This is a genomic window from Thalassolituus marinus (genome assembly GCF_020320395.1).
Lineage (GTDB): Bacteria > Pseudomonadota > Gammaproteobacteria > Pseudomonadales > Oceanobacteraceae > Venatoribacter > Venatoribacter marinus.
In genome coordinates, this window is record NZ_JAEDAH010000078.1 from 1 (window position 1) to 19,908 (window position 19,908).

At 53.7% G+C, this 19,908-nt stretch carries 14 protein-coding genes; 7 read left to right on the forward strand and 7 right to left on the reverse strand.

Annotated features, from left to right (window positions below; translation table 11 throughout):
• Positions 1 to 139 precede the first annotated feature (139 nt).
• Positions 140 to 2,260 carry a carboxy terminal-processing peptidase gene (locus tag I9W95_RS12450; RefSeq protein WP_225675360.1) on the reverse strand — a complete coding sequence of 707 codons (2,121 nt, stop codon included), beginning with the start codon at positions 2,258 to 2,260 and terminating at the stop codon, positions 140 to 142.
• Between the two features lie 340 nt (positions 2,261 to 2,600).
• Between I9W95_RS12450 and I9W95_RS12455 the strand changes: the two genes are divergently transcribed.
• On the forward strand, positions 2,601 to 3,053 hold the full coding sequence (locus I9W95_RS12455) for an acyl-CoA thioesterase (RefSeq protein ID WP_225675362.1): 453 nt from the start codon (positions 2,601 to 2,603) through the stop codon (positions 3,051 to 3,053).
• A gap of 47 nt (positions 3,054 to 3,100) precedes the next feature.
• On the opposite strand, the gene I9W95_RS12460 is transcribed toward I9W95_RS12455, so the two are convergent.
• Together I9W95_RS12460 and I9W95_RS12465 are read right to left on the reverse strand one after the other, a co-directional pair.
• Positions 3,101 to 4,015: a LysR family transcriptional regulator gene (locus tag I9W95_RS12460; protein WP_225675364.1), complete on the reverse strand. Its 915-nt coding sequence runs from the start codon at positions 4,013 to 4,015 to the stop codon at positions 3,101 to 3,103.
• Positions 4,016 to 4,173: 158 nt separating this feature from the next.
• Entirely contained in the window at positions 4,174 to 5,034 is an 861-nt protein-coding gene (locus I9W95_RS12465) for a DMT family transporter (RefSeq protein WP_225675366.1), read from the reverse strand.
• A gap of 266 nt (positions 5,035 to 5,300) precedes the next feature.
• On the opposite strand from I9W95_RS12465, the gene clpB reads away from it, so the two are divergent.
• The 3 genes from clpB to ruvC all read left to right on the forward strand — a co-directional run bounded on the left by clpB (position 5,301) and on the right by ruvC (position 8,977).
• Positions 5,301 to 7,892 (forward strand): ATP-dependent chaperone ClpB, encoded by a 2,592-nt coding sequence (clpB, locus tag I9W95_RS12470; protein ID WP_225675368.1) that lies wholly within the window; start codon positions 5,301 to 5,303, stop codon positions 7,890 to 7,892.
• Positions 7,893 to 8,018: 126 nt separating this feature from the next.
• Positions 8,019 to 8,462, forward strand: a complete 444-nt coding sequence (locus I9W95_RS12475; RefSeq protein WP_225675370.1) for a protease complex subunit PrcB family protein — start codon at positions 8,019 to 8,021, stop codon at positions 8,460 to 8,462.
• Positions 8,459 to 8,977 (forward strand): crossover junction endodeoxyribonuclease RuvC, encoded by a 519-nt coding sequence (ruvC, locus tag I9W95_RS12480; protein ID WP_225675371.1) that lies wholly within the window; start codon positions 8,459 to 8,461, stop codon positions 8,975 to 8,977. The genes I9W95_RS12475 and ruvC overlap by 4 nt, the downstream gene beginning before the upstream one ends.
• 23 nt (positions 8,978 to 9,000) lie before the next feature.
• Here the strand turns inward: ruvC and I9W95_RS12485 are convergent, their stop codons facing one another.
• The 3 genes from I9W95_RS12485 to I9W95_RS12495 form a co-directional block, all read right to left on the reverse strand.
• Positions 9,001 to 10,740 (reverse strand): bifunctional protein-serine/threonine kinase/phosphatase, encoded by a 1,740-nt coding sequence (locus I9W95_RS12485; RefSeq protein ID WP_225675373.1) that lies wholly within the window; start codon positions 10,738 to 10,740, stop codon positions 9,001 to 9,003.
• 77 nt (positions 10,741 to 10,817) lie between these two features.
• Complete coding sequence (locus I9W95_RS12490) at positions 10,818 to 11,654, reverse strand: formate/nitrite transporter family protein (RefSeq protein ID WP_225675375.1); 837 nt, start codon at positions 11,652 to 11,654, stop codon at positions 10,818 to 10,820.
• 402 nt (positions 11,655 to 12,056) lie between these two features.
• Positions 12,057 to 13,343 carry a nitrate regulatory protein gene (locus I9W95_RS12495; RefSeq protein WP_225675377.1) on the reverse strand — a complete coding sequence of 429 codons (1,287 nt, stop codon included), beginning with the start codon at positions 13,341 to 13,343 and terminating at the stop codon, positions 12,057 to 12,059.
• Between the two features lie 109 nt (positions 13,344 to 13,452).
• Between I9W95_RS12495 and I9W95_RS12500 the strand changes: the two genes are divergently transcribed.
• On the forward strand, positions 13,453 to 14,310 hold the full coding sequence (locus I9W95_RS12500) for a DMT family transporter (protein WP_225675379.1): 858 nt from the start codon (positions 13,453 to 13,455) through the stop codon (positions 14,308 to 14,310).
• Between the two features lie 19 nt (positions 14,311 to 14,329).
• On the opposite strand, the gene I9W95_RS12505 is transcribed toward I9W95_RS12500, so the two are convergent.
• Positions 14,330 to 15,448, reverse strand: a complete 1,119-nt coding sequence (locus tag I9W95_RS12505) for an alkane 1-monooxygenase (RefSeq protein WP_225675381.1) — start codon at positions 15,446 to 15,448, stop codon at positions 14,330 to 14,332.
• 166 nt (positions 15,449 to 15,614) lie between these two features.
• On the opposite strand from I9W95_RS12505, the gene I9W95_RS12510 reads away from it, so the two are divergent.
• Together I9W95_RS12510 and smc are read left to right on the forward strand one after the other, a co-directional pair.
• The gene (locus I9W95_RS12510) at positions 15,615 to 16,283 is read left to right on the forward strand and encodes a GntR family transcriptional regulator (protein WP_225675383.1); all 669 of its coding nucleotides are present in this window, start codon (positions 15,615 to 15,617) and stop codon (positions 16,281 to 16,283) included.
• A 13-nt stretch (positions 16,284 to 16,296) separates the two neighbouring features.
• On the forward strand, positions 16,297 to 19,803 hold the full coding sequence (gene smc / locus I9W95_RS12515) for a chromosome segregation protein SMC (RefSeq protein ID WP_225675385.1): 3,507 nt from the start codon (positions 16,297 to 16,299) through the stop codon (positions 19,801 to 19,803).
• Positions 19,804 to 19,908 lie beyond the last annotated feature (105 nt).

Below are 19,908 nucleotides of genomic sequence, written 5' to 3' on the forward strand. Positions count from 1 at the left end.
GCTGGGGTCGGCCCTGCCGGCCAGGGGATAAGTTCCCCTGGGAGGCAGAAGGCATTGCGGATTTAAAAGTCGTTTATAGAAAACCGATATCTTTAAAACTGTGGGACACTAGTGGCGATTGCCGGCTTTTTATGCAGAGTCAGGAACCGGCTCTTTGTGCAGTCAGACGCTGACTTTCGATGTTCATGAAATCGACCAGGATGTGACCTGCTTCTATCAGCAGTGCATCTTCTTCCTCGGTTTTTTCTTTCTCTTTGGCGGAATCAGAGGCTGCATCTTCAGTTTCTGCTTCGTCATCGAGACTGCTCAGCAGCTCCATGCCTTTTGCTTTACGGCGCTCGTTCTCCAGCGCCAGGCGTTTATCGTCGTTGGCTTTGCGCTCTTCTTCACGAATTTTTTCATTGAGAGACACCTTGGTCTTGTCACGCAGCTCAGTGATCAGTGCCTTTTGCTCGCGCAGGAAGCGGAAGTCCGGATTGTGTTCAATACGTTTCTGATGTTCATCGCGCAGCATTGGCAGATCGTTGTCGACTTTACCGCTGTGTGAAAACTCAGCCGGGCGGATGGTATCCCACGGCAATGCTTCTTCCAGGGCGCTCTCGCCGATCTTTTCCTTGTCGAACAGCGACGGGAACAGAATGTCCGGGATAACCCCCTGATGCTGGGTGCTGTCACCGGATACACGGTAGAACTTGGCCTGGGTGATTTTCAGCTGACCAGAGCGCAGGGGACGCAGTGACTGCACCGTACCCTTACCAAATGTCTGCCCGCCGACGATCAGACCGCGACCGTAATCCTGAATGGCACCGGCAAAAATTTCCGAGGCAGAGGCACTGAGACGGTTTACCAGAACCGTCATCGGACCATCGTATAAAACGGCTGGGTCGGTATCCGGTAACACTTCAACGCGACCATGGGTGCTGCGTACCTGAACCACCGGGCCTTGCGGAATGAAAAGACCGGTAAGAGTGATTGCTTCTTCCAGTGAGCCGCCACCGTTGTTGCGCAGGTCGATAATCAGACCTTCGATGCCTTCGTCCTTCAATTCGTTAATAAGCTTGGTGACATCACGCGTGGTACTGCGGTAATCAGGCTTGTTTTCCATACGACCCTGGAAGTCGATATAGAAGGTCGGGATATCAATCACGCCCAGCTTGCGGGTATGGTCACCATCCTGAACTTCAATGATTTCCTTCTGAGCCGATTGTTCTTCCAGCTTCACTTCATCACGTACGATGGTGACTACCTTGCTGTCACTGCCGGAGCTGTTGGCTGGCAGAATTTCCAGGCGCACTTTGGTGCCTTTCGGGCCGCGGATCAGATCGACAACCTCATCCAGGCGCCAGCCAATAACATCAACGATATCGCCGTCGTCCTGACCAACCCCGACAATTTTATCGGCTGGCTCAAGGTTGCCCGCCGCTGCTGCAGGGCCACCCGGCACCAGGCGTACAACCTTGGTGTGTTCGTCTTCAGTTTGCAGTACGGCACCAATGCCTTGCAGAGAAAGGCTCATATTGATGTTGAAGTTCTCGGTATTACGCGGAGAAAAGTACTGTGTATGCGGGTCGAAAGAACGGGTTACCGCGTTCATAAAGGTCTGGTAGGCATCTTCCGGCTTGGACTGGTGCACTCGATTCAACTGGTTCTGATAGCGCTTGCTCAGCAGTTCGAGGATGGCGTCTTTTTCCTTACCAGCCATTTTCAGATTCAGCATCGAGTTTTTCAGGCGCTTACGCCACAGCACATCCAGCTCAGCACTGGTCGTTGCCCATGGTGCTTTCTCACGATCGAGGTCAAGGCGTTCGTCTTTATCGAAGGAGTAGTCGTCCGCTTTATTCTTTAGCTCAGTCAGAAGGAACGACAGGCGCTCTGAAACGCGTTGCTGGAAGCGGTTGTATATCTCGAAAGCAGGGCGCATATCGCCACGGCTGAGGGCTTCGTCGAGCACAAAACGGTATTTCTCGAAGCTGTCGACGTCGCTTTGCAGCAGGTAGCTGCGGGTACTGTCGATATCGTCGAACAGGGCGTCGAGTACGCGCGACGACAATTTGTCGTCGAGGCGCTGGTGTTCATAGTGACCGCGCAGCAGGTTGTTCATGATCTGCTGAGTCGTCATAGCGTGTTCGCGGGTGGGTTCCAGCGGGTTGAAGGGGGTGCCTGGGGCTATTTCTTCAACGGTGGCAAAACTCAGAGGTGCTGCAAGCAGCGAAACAGAAAACAGTAATGGACGGATAAATCGCAATTTTCTGGAAAACATAGTGCTGGCCAGTGTCCTAATTATCGGGGCCTGTAAGACGGTGTGCGTGGCCCTGTTATTGTTGGTCGGTGTTCATCGCCGGGTTTCTGCAGCCTCCGCTTTATGGAGGCCGCTTCAAAACTTCCTTCACGGGTATAAAGCCATTTGTGCTCAGGCTTCCGCATCGCTATCATGCCGGCCATTCTGAACCGGCCCCTGACGCATGACCACCGCTGGTCGTGGTTATCAGGCAATAGTAGAACCTATCTGACACCGTCACGCTACTTTAATTCCCTGTGATTGTAGCTGAATTGGCCGGATACGGGGGTCGTAATGCCCGTTTTGACCAATGGAGGTTGCTTTGGCGCGAGTAAAACTTGAGCTTCCGGACGAGTTCACTTTCACAACAACGCTGGATGTACGCGTCACAGAGATTAATTACGGCAACCATGTTGGCAATGACCGTATGGTTTCTCTGCTGCATGAAGCCCGCCTCCGTTTCCTGCGTGAACACGCCTTTGGTGAGTTTAATATTGCTGGCATTGGTCTGATGGTGACGGATCTGGTCGTTACCTTCAAAGCCGAGTCTTTTGTCGGCGATGTACTGACCTTTAATGTTGGTGTGACCGACTTCAATAAGTACGGTTGTGACTTCATTTACCGTGTTTACAATACTGAACAGGATCGTCTGGTCGCGGAAGCTAAAACCGGAATCGTCTTCTTCGATTACGATGAGCGTAAAATTGCCCGGGTGCCGCGGATCTTTCTGGAGCGCTGCGCACCACAGCAGCTGGAAAACGACGAACAGAACTGATCGTCGGACATAAAAAAGCCGGAGCATGTCTCCGGCTTTTTTTAGTCTTAATTCTGCTCTGTGACACCTTCGTCTTCGAAGTAGGCCGTGATGAAGTCCAGAAATGCCCGGCTTTTGTTAGCCAGATAGCGGTTCTGTGGGAACACAACCTTGATGGTACGAATCGGAATATCTACCTGACTGAAGAGTTGTACCAGTTCACCATTCTGCAGGTGGCGGTCGGCGATGTAGGTCGGCAGGGCGGTGATGCCCATGCCAGCCATGCAGGCTTCATACACCAGATCGATATCATTCACCGTCAGCTTGCGTTCAATACTGGAAATGCTGAAACCATGGTCTTTTTCAAACTGACGCAGCCAGTTTGAACGTGCATATTCGGCGTTGTTTACCACCAGAACCCGGTGTTCCAGCAGGTCTTCCAGACGTTGTGGCATGCCCCAGCGCTGAATGTATTCCCGCGAGGCGACGATCACAATTTTCTGCTCAGCCACCGGCTTGGCGATCAGACGCGAGTCTTCCAGTGTGCCCAGGCGCAGAGCAAAGTCGTAGCCTTCCTTAACGATATCCAGCGGGCGATCTGAAATATGAAGGTCGAAGCTGATATCCGGGTATTGCTGGGCAAAGTCGGTAAATATGCGCGCCAGTTCACGCCGGCCAAAGTTAGACATAGCGGTGATGCGCAGTCGGCCACGGGGGGTTACGTCGAAGTCGGTGACCAGTTTTTCTGCTTCGGTGATCGATTCGAGAATATTCTCACAATGCTGATAGAACATCTGACCAGCTTCGGTCGGACTGACAGAGCGGGTGGTACGATTCAGCAGGCGCACACCCAGGCGCTCTTCCAGACCACTGATCTGCTTGCTCACCGCCGATGGGGTAACACCCAGGGTATCGGCAGCGGAAGTGAAATTGCGGGCGCGGACCACGGAAACAAAGGTCTGCAGGGAGTCTATACGGGACATTATTTGTGACTCGTTCTTGTCTAATCCATTAAGACGAGCAGTATATTTAATTTTGAGGAAATAATAAGCCTGAATTGATCAAGAATTAGACTTATATCTAATGCCAGGGGCTGTTTGAAAAGAGTTGTGCGCAGGCGGATCAAATAGCGCAGTCGTTATCAGGCCTTAGAGCGCTTGCCGCCGCGCAGATTAATGATCCCTGCGGCGATGATCAGCGCTGCACCGGCGGCAGTCGTCCAGCCGGGTACTTCATCCCAGAACCACCATCCCATCAGAGCACCGTAGATGACCGCGCTGTAAACATAAACACCGACCTTTCCGGTAGGTGCAATACGGTACGCTTTGGTCAGTGCCAGCTGTCCCAGGGTAGCAACAACACCCAGTGCGGCGATCCACAGCCAGCTGGTCAGTGGTACCGGTTGCCAGGTCATAACGGCGCCGGGGGCTGAGACCAGAGCGGCAATGACGCCGAAGTAAAACACGATGCGCTGGCTCGATTCGGTTGCCGACATACGGCGGATGGTTACTTTCGCCAGTGCGGCAAGGAAAGCACCGAGCAGGCCAATGAACACCGCAGTCGTTACTGCTCCGTGCCCTCCGGGTTGCAGAATAAAGGCGACGCCAGCGAAGCCGATGACCAGTGCCAGCCAGCTATACTTGCCAGCGGGCTCTTTCAGCCACCACAACGCCAGCAGAGGCATAAACAGCGGCGCTGACAGTTTCACCAGAAAGGCTTCGGTCAGTGGCATATGGGCCAGAGCCCAGAAATAGCAGTACATAGCGGTAACGCCGACCAGACCACGCATCAGGTGCCAGTGCCAGACCTGTGTCTTCAGTTCGCTCAGTCCGGTACGCAGTAGCAGTGGCGCCAGTACAAGCAGCCCGGCAATGTTGCGGAAGAAGACGATCTGCTCGGTACTGAGGTCATCCGACAGGTGTTTGATCAGGGCGCCCATAATGGCCAGCAGGGCTTCGCCAAGCAGCAGGTAAAGTGCACCGGTGCGGATATTGTCAGTCATGATCGGAGCCAGTAATTCGATGGCAAGAGGTTTAAATCGTCGCGCGCAGCACCATATAGCACAAGTTACTGAGCGGGCGGCGAGTATACGTGAAGGCTGTCGGCTTTGCCGATGAATCGGTTCTTTGTCATGAATCAATGCATTTTTTATTAGTTTTTCTAAATTTTATATAGAAGGTATTGAAATTAATTAATAAGCCCGCATCTAACAGGTTAACGATAGTCATCCCCGCGCTGAGTCGACGGGAACCATGAGGAGATACATTTATGCGTATGGATCGTCTGACAACCAGTCTGCAGAACGCACTGGCCGAAAGCCAGAGCATCGCGCTGGGACAGGATCACAATCAGATTGATACTGTGCATGTTCTGCTCGCCCTGATGGAGCAGACCAGCAGCACGGTTAAGGAAATTGTGCGCCGTTGCGGAGGCAATGTGGCGGCGCTGGAAAAAGCCCTGCGCAACCTGCTGAAAGATCTGCCACGGGTCAGTACGCCGGATGGCAATATTCAGATTGCTCCCGAGCTGGGCCGTCTGCTGAATCTGGCTGATAAAGAAGCGCAGAAGCGCGGTGATCAGTTTGTTTCCAGTGAGGTATTCCTGCTGGTGGCACTGCAGGATCGTGGTATTGGCGGTAAGGCTCTGGCTGATGCGGGACTGAATAAAGACAACGTGGCCAAGGCCATTGAAGATATCCGCGGAGGTGAAGCGGTGACTGATGCCAATGCCGAAGACAGCCGTCAGGCGCTGGATAAATACTGTATTGATCTGACCGAACGGGCAGAGGCGGGCAAGCTGGATCCGGTGATCGGCCGTGATGATGAAATCCGCCGCACCATTCAGGTACTGCAGCGTCGCACTAAGAATAACCCGGTATTAATCGGCCCGCCGGGCGTCGGTAAAACCGCCGTGGTGGAAGGCCTGGCACAGCGAATTATCAACGGCGAAGTGCCGGAGAATCTGAAGCATAAACGTATTCTGTCTCTGGATATGGGAGCGCTGCTGGCCGGTGCCAAATATCGCGGTGAGTTTGAGGAACGACTGAAGTCGGTACTGAAGGACGTTGGTAAAGCAGAAGGCAGCATCATTCTGTTTATCGACGAACTGCATACCATGGTCGGTGCCGGTAAGAGTGAAGGTGCGATGGACGCTGGTAACATGCTGAAGCCTGCGCTGGCGCGTGGTGAACTGCATTGTGTCGGTGCCACCACGCTGGACGAATACCGTGAATTTATTGAAAAAGATGCCGCGCTGGAGCGTCGTTTCCAGAAGGTTGTGGTTGATGAGCCAAGCGTTGAAGACTCCATTGCTATTCTGCGTGGCCTGAAAGAGCGCTATGAAGTGCACCACGGTGTGCAGATTACCGACAGCGCTATTATTGCCGCAGCGAAATTATCGCAACGCTACATTACCGATCGTCGTTTACCGGATAAAGCGATCGATCTGGTGGACGAAGCGGCCTCAGTTATCCGCATGGAAATTGATTCCAAACCGCAGGAAATGGATAAGCTTGAACGCCGTCTTATTCAGCTCAAAATTGAACGTGAAGCACTGAAAAAAGAACAGGACGAGGCAGCGAAAAAACGCCTGAGCGGTCTCAACGAAGAGATCAACAAAGCCGGTCGTGCCTACGTTGAACTGGAAGAAGTGTGGAAGAAAGAAAAAGCACTGCTGGAAGGTGCCAGTAAAGCTAAGGAAGAACTGGAACAAGCCCGTATTGAGCTGGAAGCTGCTCGCCGTGCCGGTGATCTGCAGAAGATGTCTGAGCTGCAGTATGGCCGTATTCCTGAGCTGGAAAAACAGCTGGCCTCGGCTAATGAAGCGGAAAACACCGGTACGCAGGAATTCACGCTGTTACGCAATAAAGTAACAGAAGATGAAATTGCCGAAGTGGTATCCAAGTGGACCGGTGTACCAGTCAGCAAAATGCTGGAAGGTGAACGCGACAAGCTGCTGCGTATGGAAGACGTGCTGCACGATTACGTGGTGGGGCAGGACCAGGCGATTAAAGCGGTGTCCAACGCCGTGCGCCGGTCCCGTGCCGGACTGTCGGACCCTAACCGTCCGAATGGTTCGTTCCTGTTCCTCGGGCCAACCGGTGTTGGTAAAACGGAACTGTGCAAAGCGCTGGCGACTTTCCTGTTTGACAGCAAAGACGCCATGGTGCGCATCGATATGTCGGAGTACATGGAGAAGCATTCCGTAGCGCGTTTAATCGGTGCGCCACCGGGTTATGTAGGCTATGAAGAGGGTGGTCTGCTGACCGAAGCTGTGCGTCGTAAGCCTTACTCCGTGATCCTGTTGGATGAGGTGGAAAAAGCCCATCCCGATGTGTTTAACATTCTGCTGCAGGTGCTGGATGATGGCCAGCTGACCGATGGTCAGGGGCGCAAGGTGGACTTCAAGAACACCGTGCTGGTGATGACTTCAAACCTGGGGTCTGACGTGATTCAGACGCTGGCAGGTGACGATGAATCCAGCTACGAAACCATGCGCAATGCGGTGATGGAAATTGTCGGCACGCATTTCCGGCCGGAATTCATCAACCGTATTGATGAGGCGGTGGTATTCCATCCGTTACTGAAGGATCAGATTCGCGGTATTGCCGATATTCAGCTGGATCTGTTGCGTGGCCGACTGAAAGAACGTGAACTGACGCTGGAACTGTCAGAAGCGGCGGTCACGAAGCTGGTGGATGTCGGTTACGACCCGGTGTATGGGGCGCGTCCGCTGAAACGGGCTATCCAGCAATGGATCGAAAACCCGCTGGCACAGGACATTCTGTCCGGTAAATTTATGCCGGGCACGAATATCGTGGCAGACACTGATGGTGATGCACTGGTATTCCGCGCTGGCTGATCAGCGCGGTCAGAACTGAACCACTTAAAAACCCCGCTGTGGCGGGGTTTTTTATTGCGTGCGATCCGATCCGATTAAAAGCCGCCGCGGATATGTATAATCGACACTCAGTCGATGGGAGGAATAATGATGAAACCAATACTGATAGCCCTGGCCACATCCGCTGTTTTGCTGAACGGTGGCTGTACTACTGTGGCATCACAGGAGGTACGTCTTCCCATGAGTAAAATGAACCACTGTGCCGAGGCTGAAGGCCTGACACTGCGTTACGGAACGCTCACCATCGCGCTGGGTGAACGACCCAATACAGGCTACGGCCTTGAACTGGTTGGCCAGAGTGAGCGTGATGGCGAGTTCGATCTGATTTATCGCGAGACCCGCCCTCAACCGGGCCGTAATTATGCGCAGGTTATCACCCAGCCTTGTTTGCAGGTCATTTTGCCGAAAGGGTGGCACAAGGTAACGGTTAAGAATCAGCAAACCGGCGATCAGACGATTCTGACTCCTGTGGATGATCGTGGCTCACGACTGAATGATATTCGTCAGGCGACGGAAAAAACGGCGCAATGATTATTCTCGGTATCGACCCGGGGTCGCGCTTAACCGGCTTTGGGGTAATTCGCCGCGTTGGCCAGAAAACCGAATACATCGTCAGTGGCTGTATTCGTACCGGTGATGGTTCGCTGCCGGATCGGTTGCGTAAAATATACGAAGGCGTCAGTGAAATCATAGAAACGTATCAGCCCCAGGAATTTGCTATCGAGCAGGTCTTTATGGGTAAGAACGCGGACTCTGCGCTGAAGCTGGGCCAGGCCCGTGGCGTTGCTATTCTGGCGGCCAGCCTGAGAGATCTGCCGGTGGCGGAATATGCTCCACGCTCGGTTAAGCAAGCAGTGGTCGGTAAAGGCAGTGCAGACAAAGAGCAGGTACAGCATATGGTGCAGCATCTGCTCAAATTACCGGGTAAACCTCAGGCCGATGCGGCGGATGCACTGGCCATTGCCATCTGTCACGCCCACACCAGTGCCAGTCTGGTCGCCCAGGCCGGCGTACGCGGTGTCAGCCGTGGGCGCATGCGCTTGTAACCCAACTTATAAGATGGCTGGTGTTAACTTGTCAGGTCGCGGTAAAGCAACAATATCACTGCAATAGCCAGTACTAATGAAATACCTTGCCAGAATTGCACTGGATTGCGCTCGATCAGTGGGGGCTTTTTCTGACTGAGAAAGGTCTTGTTCGGATGGCTCAGATCGAAGACAAATTCATCGGCATCCTGGTAGCGTTTGTGTGGCTCTAATTCCAGCGCTTTACGCAGGGTTTCATCGACCCAGCGTGGAACCGGAGTTTCTTCATCGAGGTGATGAATTGGCGTATATCGCAGGCGGTTCTGCGCTTTTGCAGTGTGCGTTCTGGCAATGTCCAGGCCGTAAGGCAAACGTCCGCTCAGCATCTGATAGGTGATCACCGCCAGTGAGAACACATCCGATGGCACCGAACCACTGTGGCCAAGAAAGTATTCAGGTGCTGCGTACTGAGCCGTCCCCAGCAATTCCAGCCGCTCAATGGGGGTGTCAATTTCCATAATGCCCGCCACCCGGGTCGAACCAAAATCAATGATTTTTACCGTGCCTGTGCTGTCGATCATAATGTTGTCGGGCTTCAGATCCTGATGCAGCATCTCCAGACGGTGAAACGCTCGTAAGCCACGCGCCACCTGTTCAATTATTTCGCGTACTGCCTGTAGCGAGGGTTCAGGATTGTCGCGCATCCATTGATCGAGGGTAATACCCTCAATAAATTCAGTTACGACATAGAGAAAATTCGGACGACGGTTGTTTTTCACCGGTTTCAGAACGTGGGCGCTGTCTATGCGGCGGGCAATCCATTCCTCCATCAGAAAACGCTCCAGATAGGCAGCGTTTTCTCGTAGCTCACCAGATGGTGTTTTCAGAATTACTTTCTGTCCGGTTTCGTTGTCGCTGGCGACATACACATGACTACGGGGGCTGGAGTGTATTTTCCGTTCAATGCGGTAGCCATCGAATTCGTCGCGCGGATTCAGTTCCGGCGGGAAAGGCAGTTCGGTTAATTGCTGGTAAATATCTTCGTTGCTGGCGGCGGGCAGCTGATCAATACGAACAATCTGAATGGTCAGGTTGTCGTCACTGCCATTGTCCAGAGCCGTAGTCAGAATCTGTTGTGCTGCGGCATTTAAGTCTTCAGATAATGCTTTAACAGTATCAGTCACAAAACTATGGCTGACGAACTCATAGATGCCATCGGTGGCAAAAATAAAGGTATCACCGCTGTTAAGAGCGAAGGACTGATAGTCGAGATCAAGCTGCTGGCCCATACCCATAGCCCGGGTCAGGTAGCTTTTATCTTCTGAGATATAGTAACGGTGGTCAGTTGTCAGTTGTTCCAGAGTATTGCCCTGGATACGGTATATCCGGCTGTCGCCGGCATGAAATAAATGCGCCGTTGCAGATTTAACGATCAGGCCGGAAAAGGTGCAGACATAGCCACGATTCATGTCGGAACGATACTGGCTCTGACGGCTTTGAGCATACAGCCAGGAATTGCTGGCCAACAGAACCTGCAGGGCCGATTTCTTTACTGACCAGGCTTCAGATGTGCAGTAGTAATCGTCCAGAAACCCCCTTACCGCAGCAGCACTGGCGATCTGACTGACATCACTGCTGCTGATACCATCGGCCAGCGCAATTGCAATGCCTTTGGATTCCAGTAAATGATCTTCCGGGATACGTGTGCCAAAGAAATCCTGATTGACGGCTTTCACGCCTTTATCAGATGCCTGTCCTACGGAAACTGTCAGTCGGCTTGCCATACAGGAATACCTGTCCGTTAAACGTTGTCAGAAACAAAAAAGCCCTGGATATCCAGGGCTCTTCTTCACACGGTAAATCAGGCTGCTTTTTTGCTTTCTACCGCAGCCAGTTTACGAGGAGCACTCTGGCGAACGTGAGTGTAATACAGTGGCAGACCAACAAACAGGAAGCCACCGGCCAGATTGCCCAGAGCGGTTGGCAGCTCGTTCCAAACCAGATACTGCATGAAGGTGAAGTCACCGCCCATGATCATGGAGAATGGGAACAGGAACATATTCACAATGGAATGTTCGAAACCCATGAAGAAGAACAGCATTACCGGCATCCACATTGCAGCCATTTTACCGGTTGCAGAAGTAGAGATCATCGCGCCAACAACACCCATGGACACCATCCAGTTGCACAGCATGCCGCGGATGAAAATGGTGAACCAGCCATCAACACCGTGGGAAGCGTAACCCAGGGTACGAGACTCACCAATGCTGGCGACTTTAGCTGCCAGAGCGCCGCCGTCAGTGTTGTAGCCATAGGTCAGAATAAAAGAAACCATCACCGCAGTGGTCAGTGCACCGGCAAAGTTACCGATGAAAACCAGGCCCCAGTTACGCAGCAGACCACCGATGGTAACACCCGGGCGTTTATCGAGCAGGGCAAGAGGAACCAGCGTAAATACACCGGTCAGCAGATCGAATTTCATCAGGTAAAGCATGATGAAACCGACCGGGAACAGACATGCGCCGAGAATCGGTGAACCGCTTTTCATTGCGACTGTAATGGCGAATACCGCCGCCAGACCCAGAATCGCGCCGGCCATAAAGGCACGGATCAGGGTGTCTTTGGTCGACATGTGGATTTTTTCTTCACCGGAATCGACCATTTTGGTGGCGAACTCGGATGGCATCAAATAAGACATAGTCTCACCTCTCTCGTTAAAAAATCGGTATGTACAGATGTTCGTCTGTACGGATTCTGAACTTCCCCAACAACACTTCTGGCGGCCGAAAAACGAAAAACGGCATCGCACCCCGATCTGCTGTTGCAGTCAGGAGTGGACGCCGTTATCCAGAATCTTCAGTTTGTAGAGCAGGCCGCCATTAGCCTTATGGATGTTTTAGCAACCGCTGTGCCATTTTCCGGATAAGCTGAAATTACAGGGCTTTTATGTTGTTTTGGGCGGAATCCGGCTCTGTTTGACCGAAGGTGTGCACGAATGTGGTGCGCGCTTTGGCGGCGGGGCCCGTATATGGTTCGGGCTGGCTGAGATAACAAGGGGAGATCTGTGGCCCTGCTGAATGCTGCAGGGCCGGGCGATGAGTTAACGCGCAGGGGAGGTTAGCTGCAGCATGTCGGCAACGCTGATGATATTCGCTGCGACATCAACGATACGCTTATTGCCATCCATTGCCGCCTGGCGAATCTGCTTATAGGCCTGTTCTTCGTTGATGCCCTGATTCTGCATTAGCAGGCCCTTGGCTTTTTCGATCAGTTTACGTTCGTCCAGAGCCTGACGGGCTTCAGTCAGTTCGTCACTGATACGCTGCAGACGTTCTGCCTGGCCCTGTACCAGATCTGAGATGGAGCGGGCCAGTTTAATGTTCACGCCGGGGGGCACGTTCACCGTGTTGCTGCTTTTTTCATTATCTGGAAGTGAAGACAGAGGAGACATCGGTGGTTCTTCAATATCTGCCAGTTGCTTCAGGTGTTCGCTGTGCAATCTGAGGTCTTCTTCTGCCTGAGCGATTTTTCCTTCGCACAGCGACAGCAGCTGACTGGCCAGTTCGGCCTCGATTTTCTGCATCTCGTCGATTCGGCGTGTGGCGACTTCGTACCAGACTTCGCTGATAGCCGTCGGCAGTGTGTCACCGGAACGGTAGCGGGTGATCATCTGCCGCATACGATCCAGCTCTGCACTGGCATCACTGCTTTCTGCCTGACGCCACTGGGCGGCGGGGATGGTTTGCGCAAAATCGTTGAATATATCAAAGCAGCGGTTCTGAGCTTCCTGCAGAGACTTAAGCTGGTCCTGCTGGTTGCTGGTGAACTCGCCGGCGGTGTAGCCGATAAGACCCCAGGCACGTTCCTGACCGGCGTATTCCTTACCCTGAACAAAGTTGAACATAGCAACCAGAGCACGGGTGATATCCGGGTCGCTGGCGATATCGGCTGCTTCAAAGACCACCGCCAGCAAGCCCGCAACCAGCCGATTAAACAGTCGGGTGCTGTCTTTGGCACTTAACTGACGGGCTGAAATCTGCGCACGCAGCGCTGGCAGGTCGTCCAGGCAATGAAGTACGAACGCCAGGCTGCTGTACAGTCGGGCGGAGCTTGCCGAGCATTCTGAAATATTCAGTTCACTCAGCGCGGTGCGAAAGCGATCTTCTGCTCCGCTGACCATTTTCAGTTCATTGTCGCGCTCGGAAGCAAAGCGTTGCCCGGCAGATACCAGGTAGGTATTGGACAGACCGCGTTCACGTTGCAGTTCATGAATAAATTCAGTGACTTTGGTCACCAGTCCGCAGCTGATCAGTAATTGTTTCAGCGTACTGATTTCAGAACGCTTGGCTGCTAACAGAAAATCTTCGGTGGTTAAGTGAGAGGTCATTGCTTGAGCCGGCAGGGTGAAAACTATCGCTAAGGATACCAAGTTGTATTCAGTTGCCACAGCGTTTCGGTCCTGCAGCATGGCATAATGGCTTCCATCTGGAGGAATTATGATCTTTGCCTTGTTGTCTGCGCTCGCCTGGTCGTTGCTCGACCTGCTGCGCAAGTACCTGTCTTCGCAAACTACGCCACTGTCTCTGGCGGTGTGGCTGGCCCTGGGGGTTACACCCTTATACGCCGTCAGCTGGGTTGCCTCAGGTAGCGCCATGCCTGAATCGGATTACTGGTTGCCGGGTAGTTTGTCGGTGCTGGCAGCGGCCGTGGCGAGCTTTTCGTTTATCAAAGCACTGAGTATCGGGCGCATGGCCATACTCATTCCTGTGTTGTCATTTACACCCGTGGTTGCAGCCATACTGAGCTGGGTCCTTTTGGGTGACATTCCTGACAATGTTCAGCTGGCGGCGATGGCTGTCATCGTTGTCACCATCTTTGTGCTCAACGGTGGCTGGAATCTGCTCAGAGATCCGACTCACGCAGGCCCGGGGTTTGGTCTTATGTTGCTGGTATCGCTGTGTTGGGGAATGGTTATTGTACTCGATAAATGGGCGCTGGCTTCGGCGCCGCTGGCCTTTCACGGATTTCTGCAGAGTGCGGGTATGGTGCTGCTATTGTGTCTGGCGCTTGCTGTGCGGCCGGGTGAGCAACGAAGGGTTGTCGGTGTACCTGTGTACCAGGGGCATATCGGTTTGTTAATGCTGGCGGTGGTGACCTTTGCAACAGCGGTCAGTCTGCAGTGGCTGGCCTTGGCGCACGTGCATGCGGGCGTACTGGAAACCATTAAACGCGGCACCGGGATTCTCGGTGCCGCGTTGTGGGGGGCATGGTTGTTCAGGGAGCAGGTAGGCCGGATTCAGTTGTTGCTGATGGGCGTTATCATTGTTGCCACGGCTGTGCTGTCCCTTACCTGATTCTCGCTAACCGGGCTGATCAGCTGGCGTTCGTCAGCTGATGCTCCTCGCCCTGATAGTAGTGTTCAACGCGCGGGTTCATCACCCGGAACCACAGTGGTGGTAGCAGGGCCAGCACCACCATGGTGGCGTAACCACTCGGTAGCTGCGGACTCTCTTCATGATGGCGCAGTACCTGATAGCGACGCTTCGGATTGGCATGGTGATCTGAGTGGCGCTGTAACTGAAACAGGAACAGATTGGTCAGCAGGTAATTGCTGTTCCAGGAGTGCTCAATGGTTGTGCGCTCATAACGGCCGTTATCCAGTTTGCGACGGTGTAAGCCGTAGTGCTCAACATAGTTAATGATTTCCAGCAGAGTAATGGCGACCAGACTCTGGCCCAGGAAGTACACCAGCCCCATCCAGCCCCAGGTCAGCGTAAACATGGCGGCGAAGGCAATACTGATAACATTCCACCAGATCAGCTCATTGTGCCAGCTTAACGGTGAGTGCCCGGCTTTGCGCAGACGCTGCGCTTCCAGCTTCCAGGCATTGGCGGTGTTGTGCACGATCGCATGTGGCAGAAACTGGTACAGCGATTGGCCGTAGCGCGACGAGGAAGCGTCCTCGGGCGTTGAAACGTGCACATGATGGCCGCGAATATGCTCAACCTTAAAACCGGAATAACACACGGTTGCCAGTAATAAGCCACCACTCCATTGCTCTGTTCTGGTGTCTTTGTGGATCAGCTCGTGGGCAACATTAATCGCCAGTGTCACACTGCAGGTGCCAACCGACAGCAACCAGCCAATCGCACCGATCCAGCTGAAGTCCGTTGTCATAAACAGATAACCGCCATACACCAGTGCGACCAGTTGCAGTGGCAATACCAGCAATGTCAGCCAGCGATAGTAGCGCTGGCCGGACAGTGCGGGCACTTCCTTTTCTTCATCCGGATTCACCGCATCTTTACCAATGATGTGATCCATCACCGGTACCATCAGGTAGACAAAAATCAGGGTTGAGAAGGCAAACAGGTTGTGATGGCCAAAGGCCAGCCACAGCTGTTCGGATAAAAAAATCAGCGCCGGTGGAATGATGATCAGCAGATAAGCGTACTTTTTCAGTAACAGCATGTGCTGGGGTGTGGTGGTCATGGCTGAGTCTTCCTTTTGTTTTATTGTCCTACAATCCTACGATTGTGATATTGAGTAGTAAAAGGACAAATCGAGCCATCGGCCTCAGAGGCTTCCCGGTCGAGCTTTGTCCGACAATCTGCAGGAGTGGTACACTCAGCGTTTTTACAGGTCAGGTAAGTACGTCATGACATTTGAGGCGGGTGAGAGCCTTGCTGCGCGGATAGCCGGTTACCTTTCACAGGAAATCATTCGCGGCAATATGCGCTCCGGTGAACGGATTCAGGAGGCCCGTGTGGTCAGTGCGCTGGACGTCAGCCGTGGCTCCGTGCGCGAAGCGCTGTTGCTGCTGGAAAAATGTCATCTGGTTACGATTCTGCCGCGCCGTGGGGCTTTTGTTTCCGAACTGAACGAAGTGCGTGTGCGCAGTATCTATGACCTGTATGTCACGTTGCTGACCATGCTGGCGACATTACTGGCGCAGAACTGGTCGGATGAAACAGCCAGAACGCTGAATGAAAAGGCTGCTATGGCAGAAAAACTGGCGGCGGAGCAGGACCCTTATCGCTTCATTGAAGCCGGCTTTGCTGTCATGGACTGTGCTCTGCAGCTGGCGGGTAACGAGTATCTGCTGACCATCATGCAGGATATGCAGCCTGCGCTGTATCGTACGTCGGCGCTGGCTATTCGTTTTTCACCGCAGGAAGCGGGCTTTGCCGGGCACTTTATTTCCGGTCTGATTGCTGCCGCGGCTGCAGGCAATGAAGATACTATCCGCAAGCTGGTCAGAGAATACGGCAGTCACCAGTGCGATCTGGTCTTGCGCGCTCTGCACAATCACTCCACACAGTCATAACAGGAAACCGTACATGCGCTTAAAAGCCATCAAACTGGCGGGATTTAAATCCTTTGTCGATCCGACCACGGTTCCTTTCAGCAGCAATATGACGGGTATTGTCGGCCCCAATGGCTGTGGTAAGTCCAACACCATCGACGCCGTGCGCTGGGTGATGGGCGAAAGTTCGGCCAAGTACCTGCGTGGCGACGCCATGACCGATGTTATTTTTAATGGTTCGTCGGAGCGTAAACCTGTCAGTAAGGCCAGTGTTGATCTGGTGTTTGATAACTCCGATGGTACCTTGCGCGGCGAATACGCTGGCTACAACGAAATCAGCGTGCGTCGTCAGGTCACCCGTGACGGTCAGTCCACCTATTTTATGAACGGCACCAAATGCCGCCGTAAAGACATCACCGATCTGTTTCTTGGTACCGGTCTGGGGCCACGTTCCTACGCCATTATTGAACAGGGCATGATCTCGCGTCTGATCGAAGCCAAGCCGGAAGAGCTGCGCGTTTATGTGGAAGAAGCGGCGGGCATTTCCAAGTACAAGGAGCGCCGCCGTGAAACCGAAAACCGCATGCGCCGCACCCACGAGAACCTTGAACGGTTAAGTGATATCCGCGAAGAGCTGGAACGCCAGCTGGCGCATCTGCATCGTCAGGCCCAGGCGGCCGAGCGTTATAAAGAGCTGAAAGCGCAGGAACGTGAGAAAAAAGCCCAGTTGCAGGCACTGAAATGGCAGGCACTGGATGCCGACTATCAGGCACGTGAGTTACAGATTGCCCGTCATCAGACGCAATTCGAAGCGCATATGGCTGAACAGCGTGCTGCCGATGCGGAAATCGAAGGTCTGCGTCTTGAGCATCAGGAAAAAAGCGACCAGTTCAATTCTGCCCAGAGCCGCTACTACGAAGTGGGGGCACATATTGCCCGTCACGAACAGAAAATCGAGCACCAGAGCCAGCTGGCGCTGCAACTCGATCAGGATTTAGCCGAAGCCGAAAAAGCCATTCTGGAAAGCCAGAAAGCGCTGGAAGAAGACCAGTTACAGCTGGAAATGGTGGGTGAAGAACGCATGCACCTCGAACCGGAAATGGAAATGCTGCTGGCCGCCGAAGAAGAGGGCGCTGCACGCATGCTGGAAGCCGAAGAGGCACAGGCACGTTTTCAGGATCAGTGGGACAGCTTTACCCAGCGCGCCAGCGAGCCAACCCGTCAGGCGGAAGTGGCGCGTACCCGTATTCAGAATACCGAGCAGCAGCTTACCCGTCTCGATCAGCAGGCGCGTCGCCTACAGCAAGAGCTGGAAGAGCTGGCCGATAATCCGGAGCTGGAAGAAATTCAGCTGCTTAACGAAGAAGTCAGCGAGCAGGAATTGCAGGCCGAATCCCAGCAGGAGCGCTTTGAAAGCCTGCAGGAACAACTGTTGACGGCTCGCGAAAGTCTGGAGCAGCGCCGGCGTGAATTCGACGAAGGCAAAACCCGCCTGCAGCAGATGATGAACCGTAAAGCGACGCTGGATGCGCTGCAGAAAGCCGCATTAGGACAAAGCAGCGAAGCTGTGAGTCACTGGCTGGAAAGCCATCAGCTGGCACGTAAAGCGCGTCTGGCTGAGCAGCTACAGGTATCGGATGGCTGGGAAATCGCCGTCGAAACCGTGCTTGGTGATTATTTGCAGGCAGTGATGATCGATCAGCTTGATCCGGCGCAGCACTGGCTGGGTAGTTTTAAGGAAGGTCAACTGACGCTATGGCAACAACAGACAGGCGAAAGCCAGTCAGCCGCAGCCGACAGTTTGCTGAGTAAGGTCCAATGTCGCCAGGATATCAGTGGACTGCTGGCCGGGGTAAAAGTCGCCGACGATCTGGCCAGTGCACTGGCCATGCGCCATAGCCTGGCTGCGAATGAGTCGGTCATTACCCGCGATGGCATCTGGATTGGCCGTCAGTGGTTACGGGTTGCCAGAGCAGCTGAGGGTGAGGGTGGTTTACTGGCACGCCAGCAGGAGCTTGAAGTGCTCGACGATCAGATCGAAGAGCTGGATATTCAGGTGGAAGAATGGGAAGCCGACCTGGAAGCCGATCAGCTGAAACTGCGTTCGCTGGAGCAGCAGCGCGATACGGCTCAGCGCGAACAACAGCAGGTCAGTCAGCGTCTGATAACCCTGAAATCACAACTGTCGGGCAAGCAGGCGCGGGCGGAACAATTTGCGCTGCGCAGCGATAAGCTCAATAACGAAATCGAAGAAACCCGCCAGTTGCAGGCACTGGAGCGTGAGCAGCTGGAAGAACTGCGCCTGCAATGGCAGGAAGCCATGAGCGCTATCAACGACGATACCGACGAGCGCGAACGGCTGCAGGCCGAGCGTCTGCGTGTGCAGCAGTTACTGGAGCAAAGCCGTATGGAGGCGCGTCAGCATCAGGATCGCTCGCACCAGTTGCAACTGAAAGTACAGGCACTGGTCAGTCGCGAGCAGGGACTGAAGCAGGCGGTCGAGCGTCTTGCACAGCAGATGCAGCGCCTGAATGAACGCCGCAGTCAGATTCTGGCGAATCAGAATCGCGATCACAGCGCTGATCTGGATGAACTGAAAGCCGAACTGGAAGAACTGCTGGAACGCCGGCTGAATTCCGAGCAGGCGATGCAGGCCGCTCGTCATGCGCTGGAAACCGTTGACGCTCGTTTGCGTGAACTGGAGCAGGCGCGCGCCGATGCCGAGAAAAAGGCGCTGGAAGTCCGCAACGAACTGGAAAAAGTACGGATGGAATGCCAGGCGCTGGATATTCGCCGACAAGCGCTGGTCGAACAACTGGCAGAAGAAAAGCTGTCGCTGAAAGAAGTACTGGAAGCGATGCCGGAAGAAGCGGACGCGGAAGCCTGGCAGCAGGAGCTGGCGCGCATTGCTGAACGCATTCAGCGTCTCGGCGCAATCAACCTGGCAGCCATTGATGAATATAAGGTGCAGTCGGAGCGTAAGGTGTACCTCGATGCTCAGAATGACGATCTGCAGAAAGCACTGAGTACTCTGGAAGGTGCTATTCAGAAGATTGACCGCGAAACCCGCACGCGTTTCCAGGAAACCTTCGACCGTATGAATGCTGGTCTGGCTGAACTGTTCCCGAAAGTGTTCGGTGGTGGTCATGCCAGCCTGGAACTGACCGACGAAGATCTGCTTACCACCGGGGTGGCCATTATGGCGCGTCCTCCGGGCAAGAAGAACAGCACCATTCATCTGCTGTCGGGTGGTGAAAAGGCGCTGACGGCGATTGCTCTGGTGTTCTCCATCTTCCAGCTGAATCCGGCGCCATTCTGTATGCTGGATGAAGTCGATGCTCCGCTTGATGACGCCAACGTCGGCCGTTATGCGCGACTGGTAAAAGCGATGTCAGAGAAGGTGCAGTTTATCTACATCACTCACAACAAGATTGCCATGGAGAAGGCCGATCAGCTGATGGGCGTCACCATGCACGAGCCCGGAGTATCGCGACTGGTGTCGGTGGATGTGGAAGAGGCTGCGCAAATGATCGAAGCCTGATCAGAGCGCGGCTATATGGCTGATTTTTAGCGTGGGGGGCTGTATTCGCCCCTGCCAATATGTAACACTCTGGCGCAATGCAGTGTTCACAGTACCGATGCAATA

Coding starts and splice junctions, on each gene's coding strand:
- clpB (WP_225675368.1), top strand. CDS start 5,301: ATGCGTATGGATCGTCTGACAACCAGTCTGCAGAACGCACTGGCCGAA.
- ruvC (WP_225675371.1), top strand. CDS start 8,459: ATGATTATTCTCGGTATCGACCCGGGGTCGCGCTTAACCGGCTTTGGG.
- I9W95_RS12460 (WP_225675364.1), bottom strand. CDS start 4,015: ATGTCCCGTATAGACTCCCTGCAGACCTTTGTTTCCGTGGTCCGCGCC.
- I9W95_RS12500 (WP_225675379.1), top strand. CDS start 13,453: ATGATCTTTGCCTTGTTGTCTGCGCTCGCCTGGTCGTTGCTCGACCTG.
- smc (WP_225675385.1), top strand. CDS start 16,297: ATGCGCTTAAAAGCCATCAAACTGGCGGGATTTAAATCCTTTGTCGAT.
- I9W95_RS12475 (WP_225675370.1), top strand. CDS start 8,019: ATGATGAAACCAATACTGATAGCCCTGGCCACATCCGCTGTTTTGCTG.
- I9W95_RS12505 (WP_225675381.1), bottom strand. CDS start 15,448: ATGACCACCACACCCCAGCACATGCTGTTACTGAAAAAGTACGCTTAT.
- I9W95_RS12465 (WP_225675366.1), bottom strand. CDS start 5,034: ATGACTGACAATATCCGCACCGGTGCACTTTACCTGCTGCTTGGCGAA.
- I9W95_RS12495 (WP_225675377.1), bottom strand. CDS start 13,343: ATGACCTCTCACTTAACCACCGAAGATTTTCTGTTAGCAGCCAAGCGT.
- I9W95_RS12450 (WP_225675360.1), bottom strand. CDS start 2,260: ATGTTTTCCAGAAAATTGCGATTTATCCGTCCATTACTGTTTTCTGTT.
- I9W95_RS12510 (WP_225675383.1), top strand. CDS start 15,615: ATGACATTTGAGGCGGGTGAGAGCCTTGCTGCGCGGATAGCCGGTTAC.
- I9W95_RS12485 (WP_225675373.1), bottom strand. CDS start 10,740: ATGGCAAGCCGACTGACAGTTTCCGTAGGACAGGCATCTGATAAAGGC.
- I9W95_RS12490 (WP_225675375.1), bottom strand. CDS start 11,654: ATGTCTTATTTGATGCCATCCGAGTTCGCCACCAAAATGGTCGATTCC.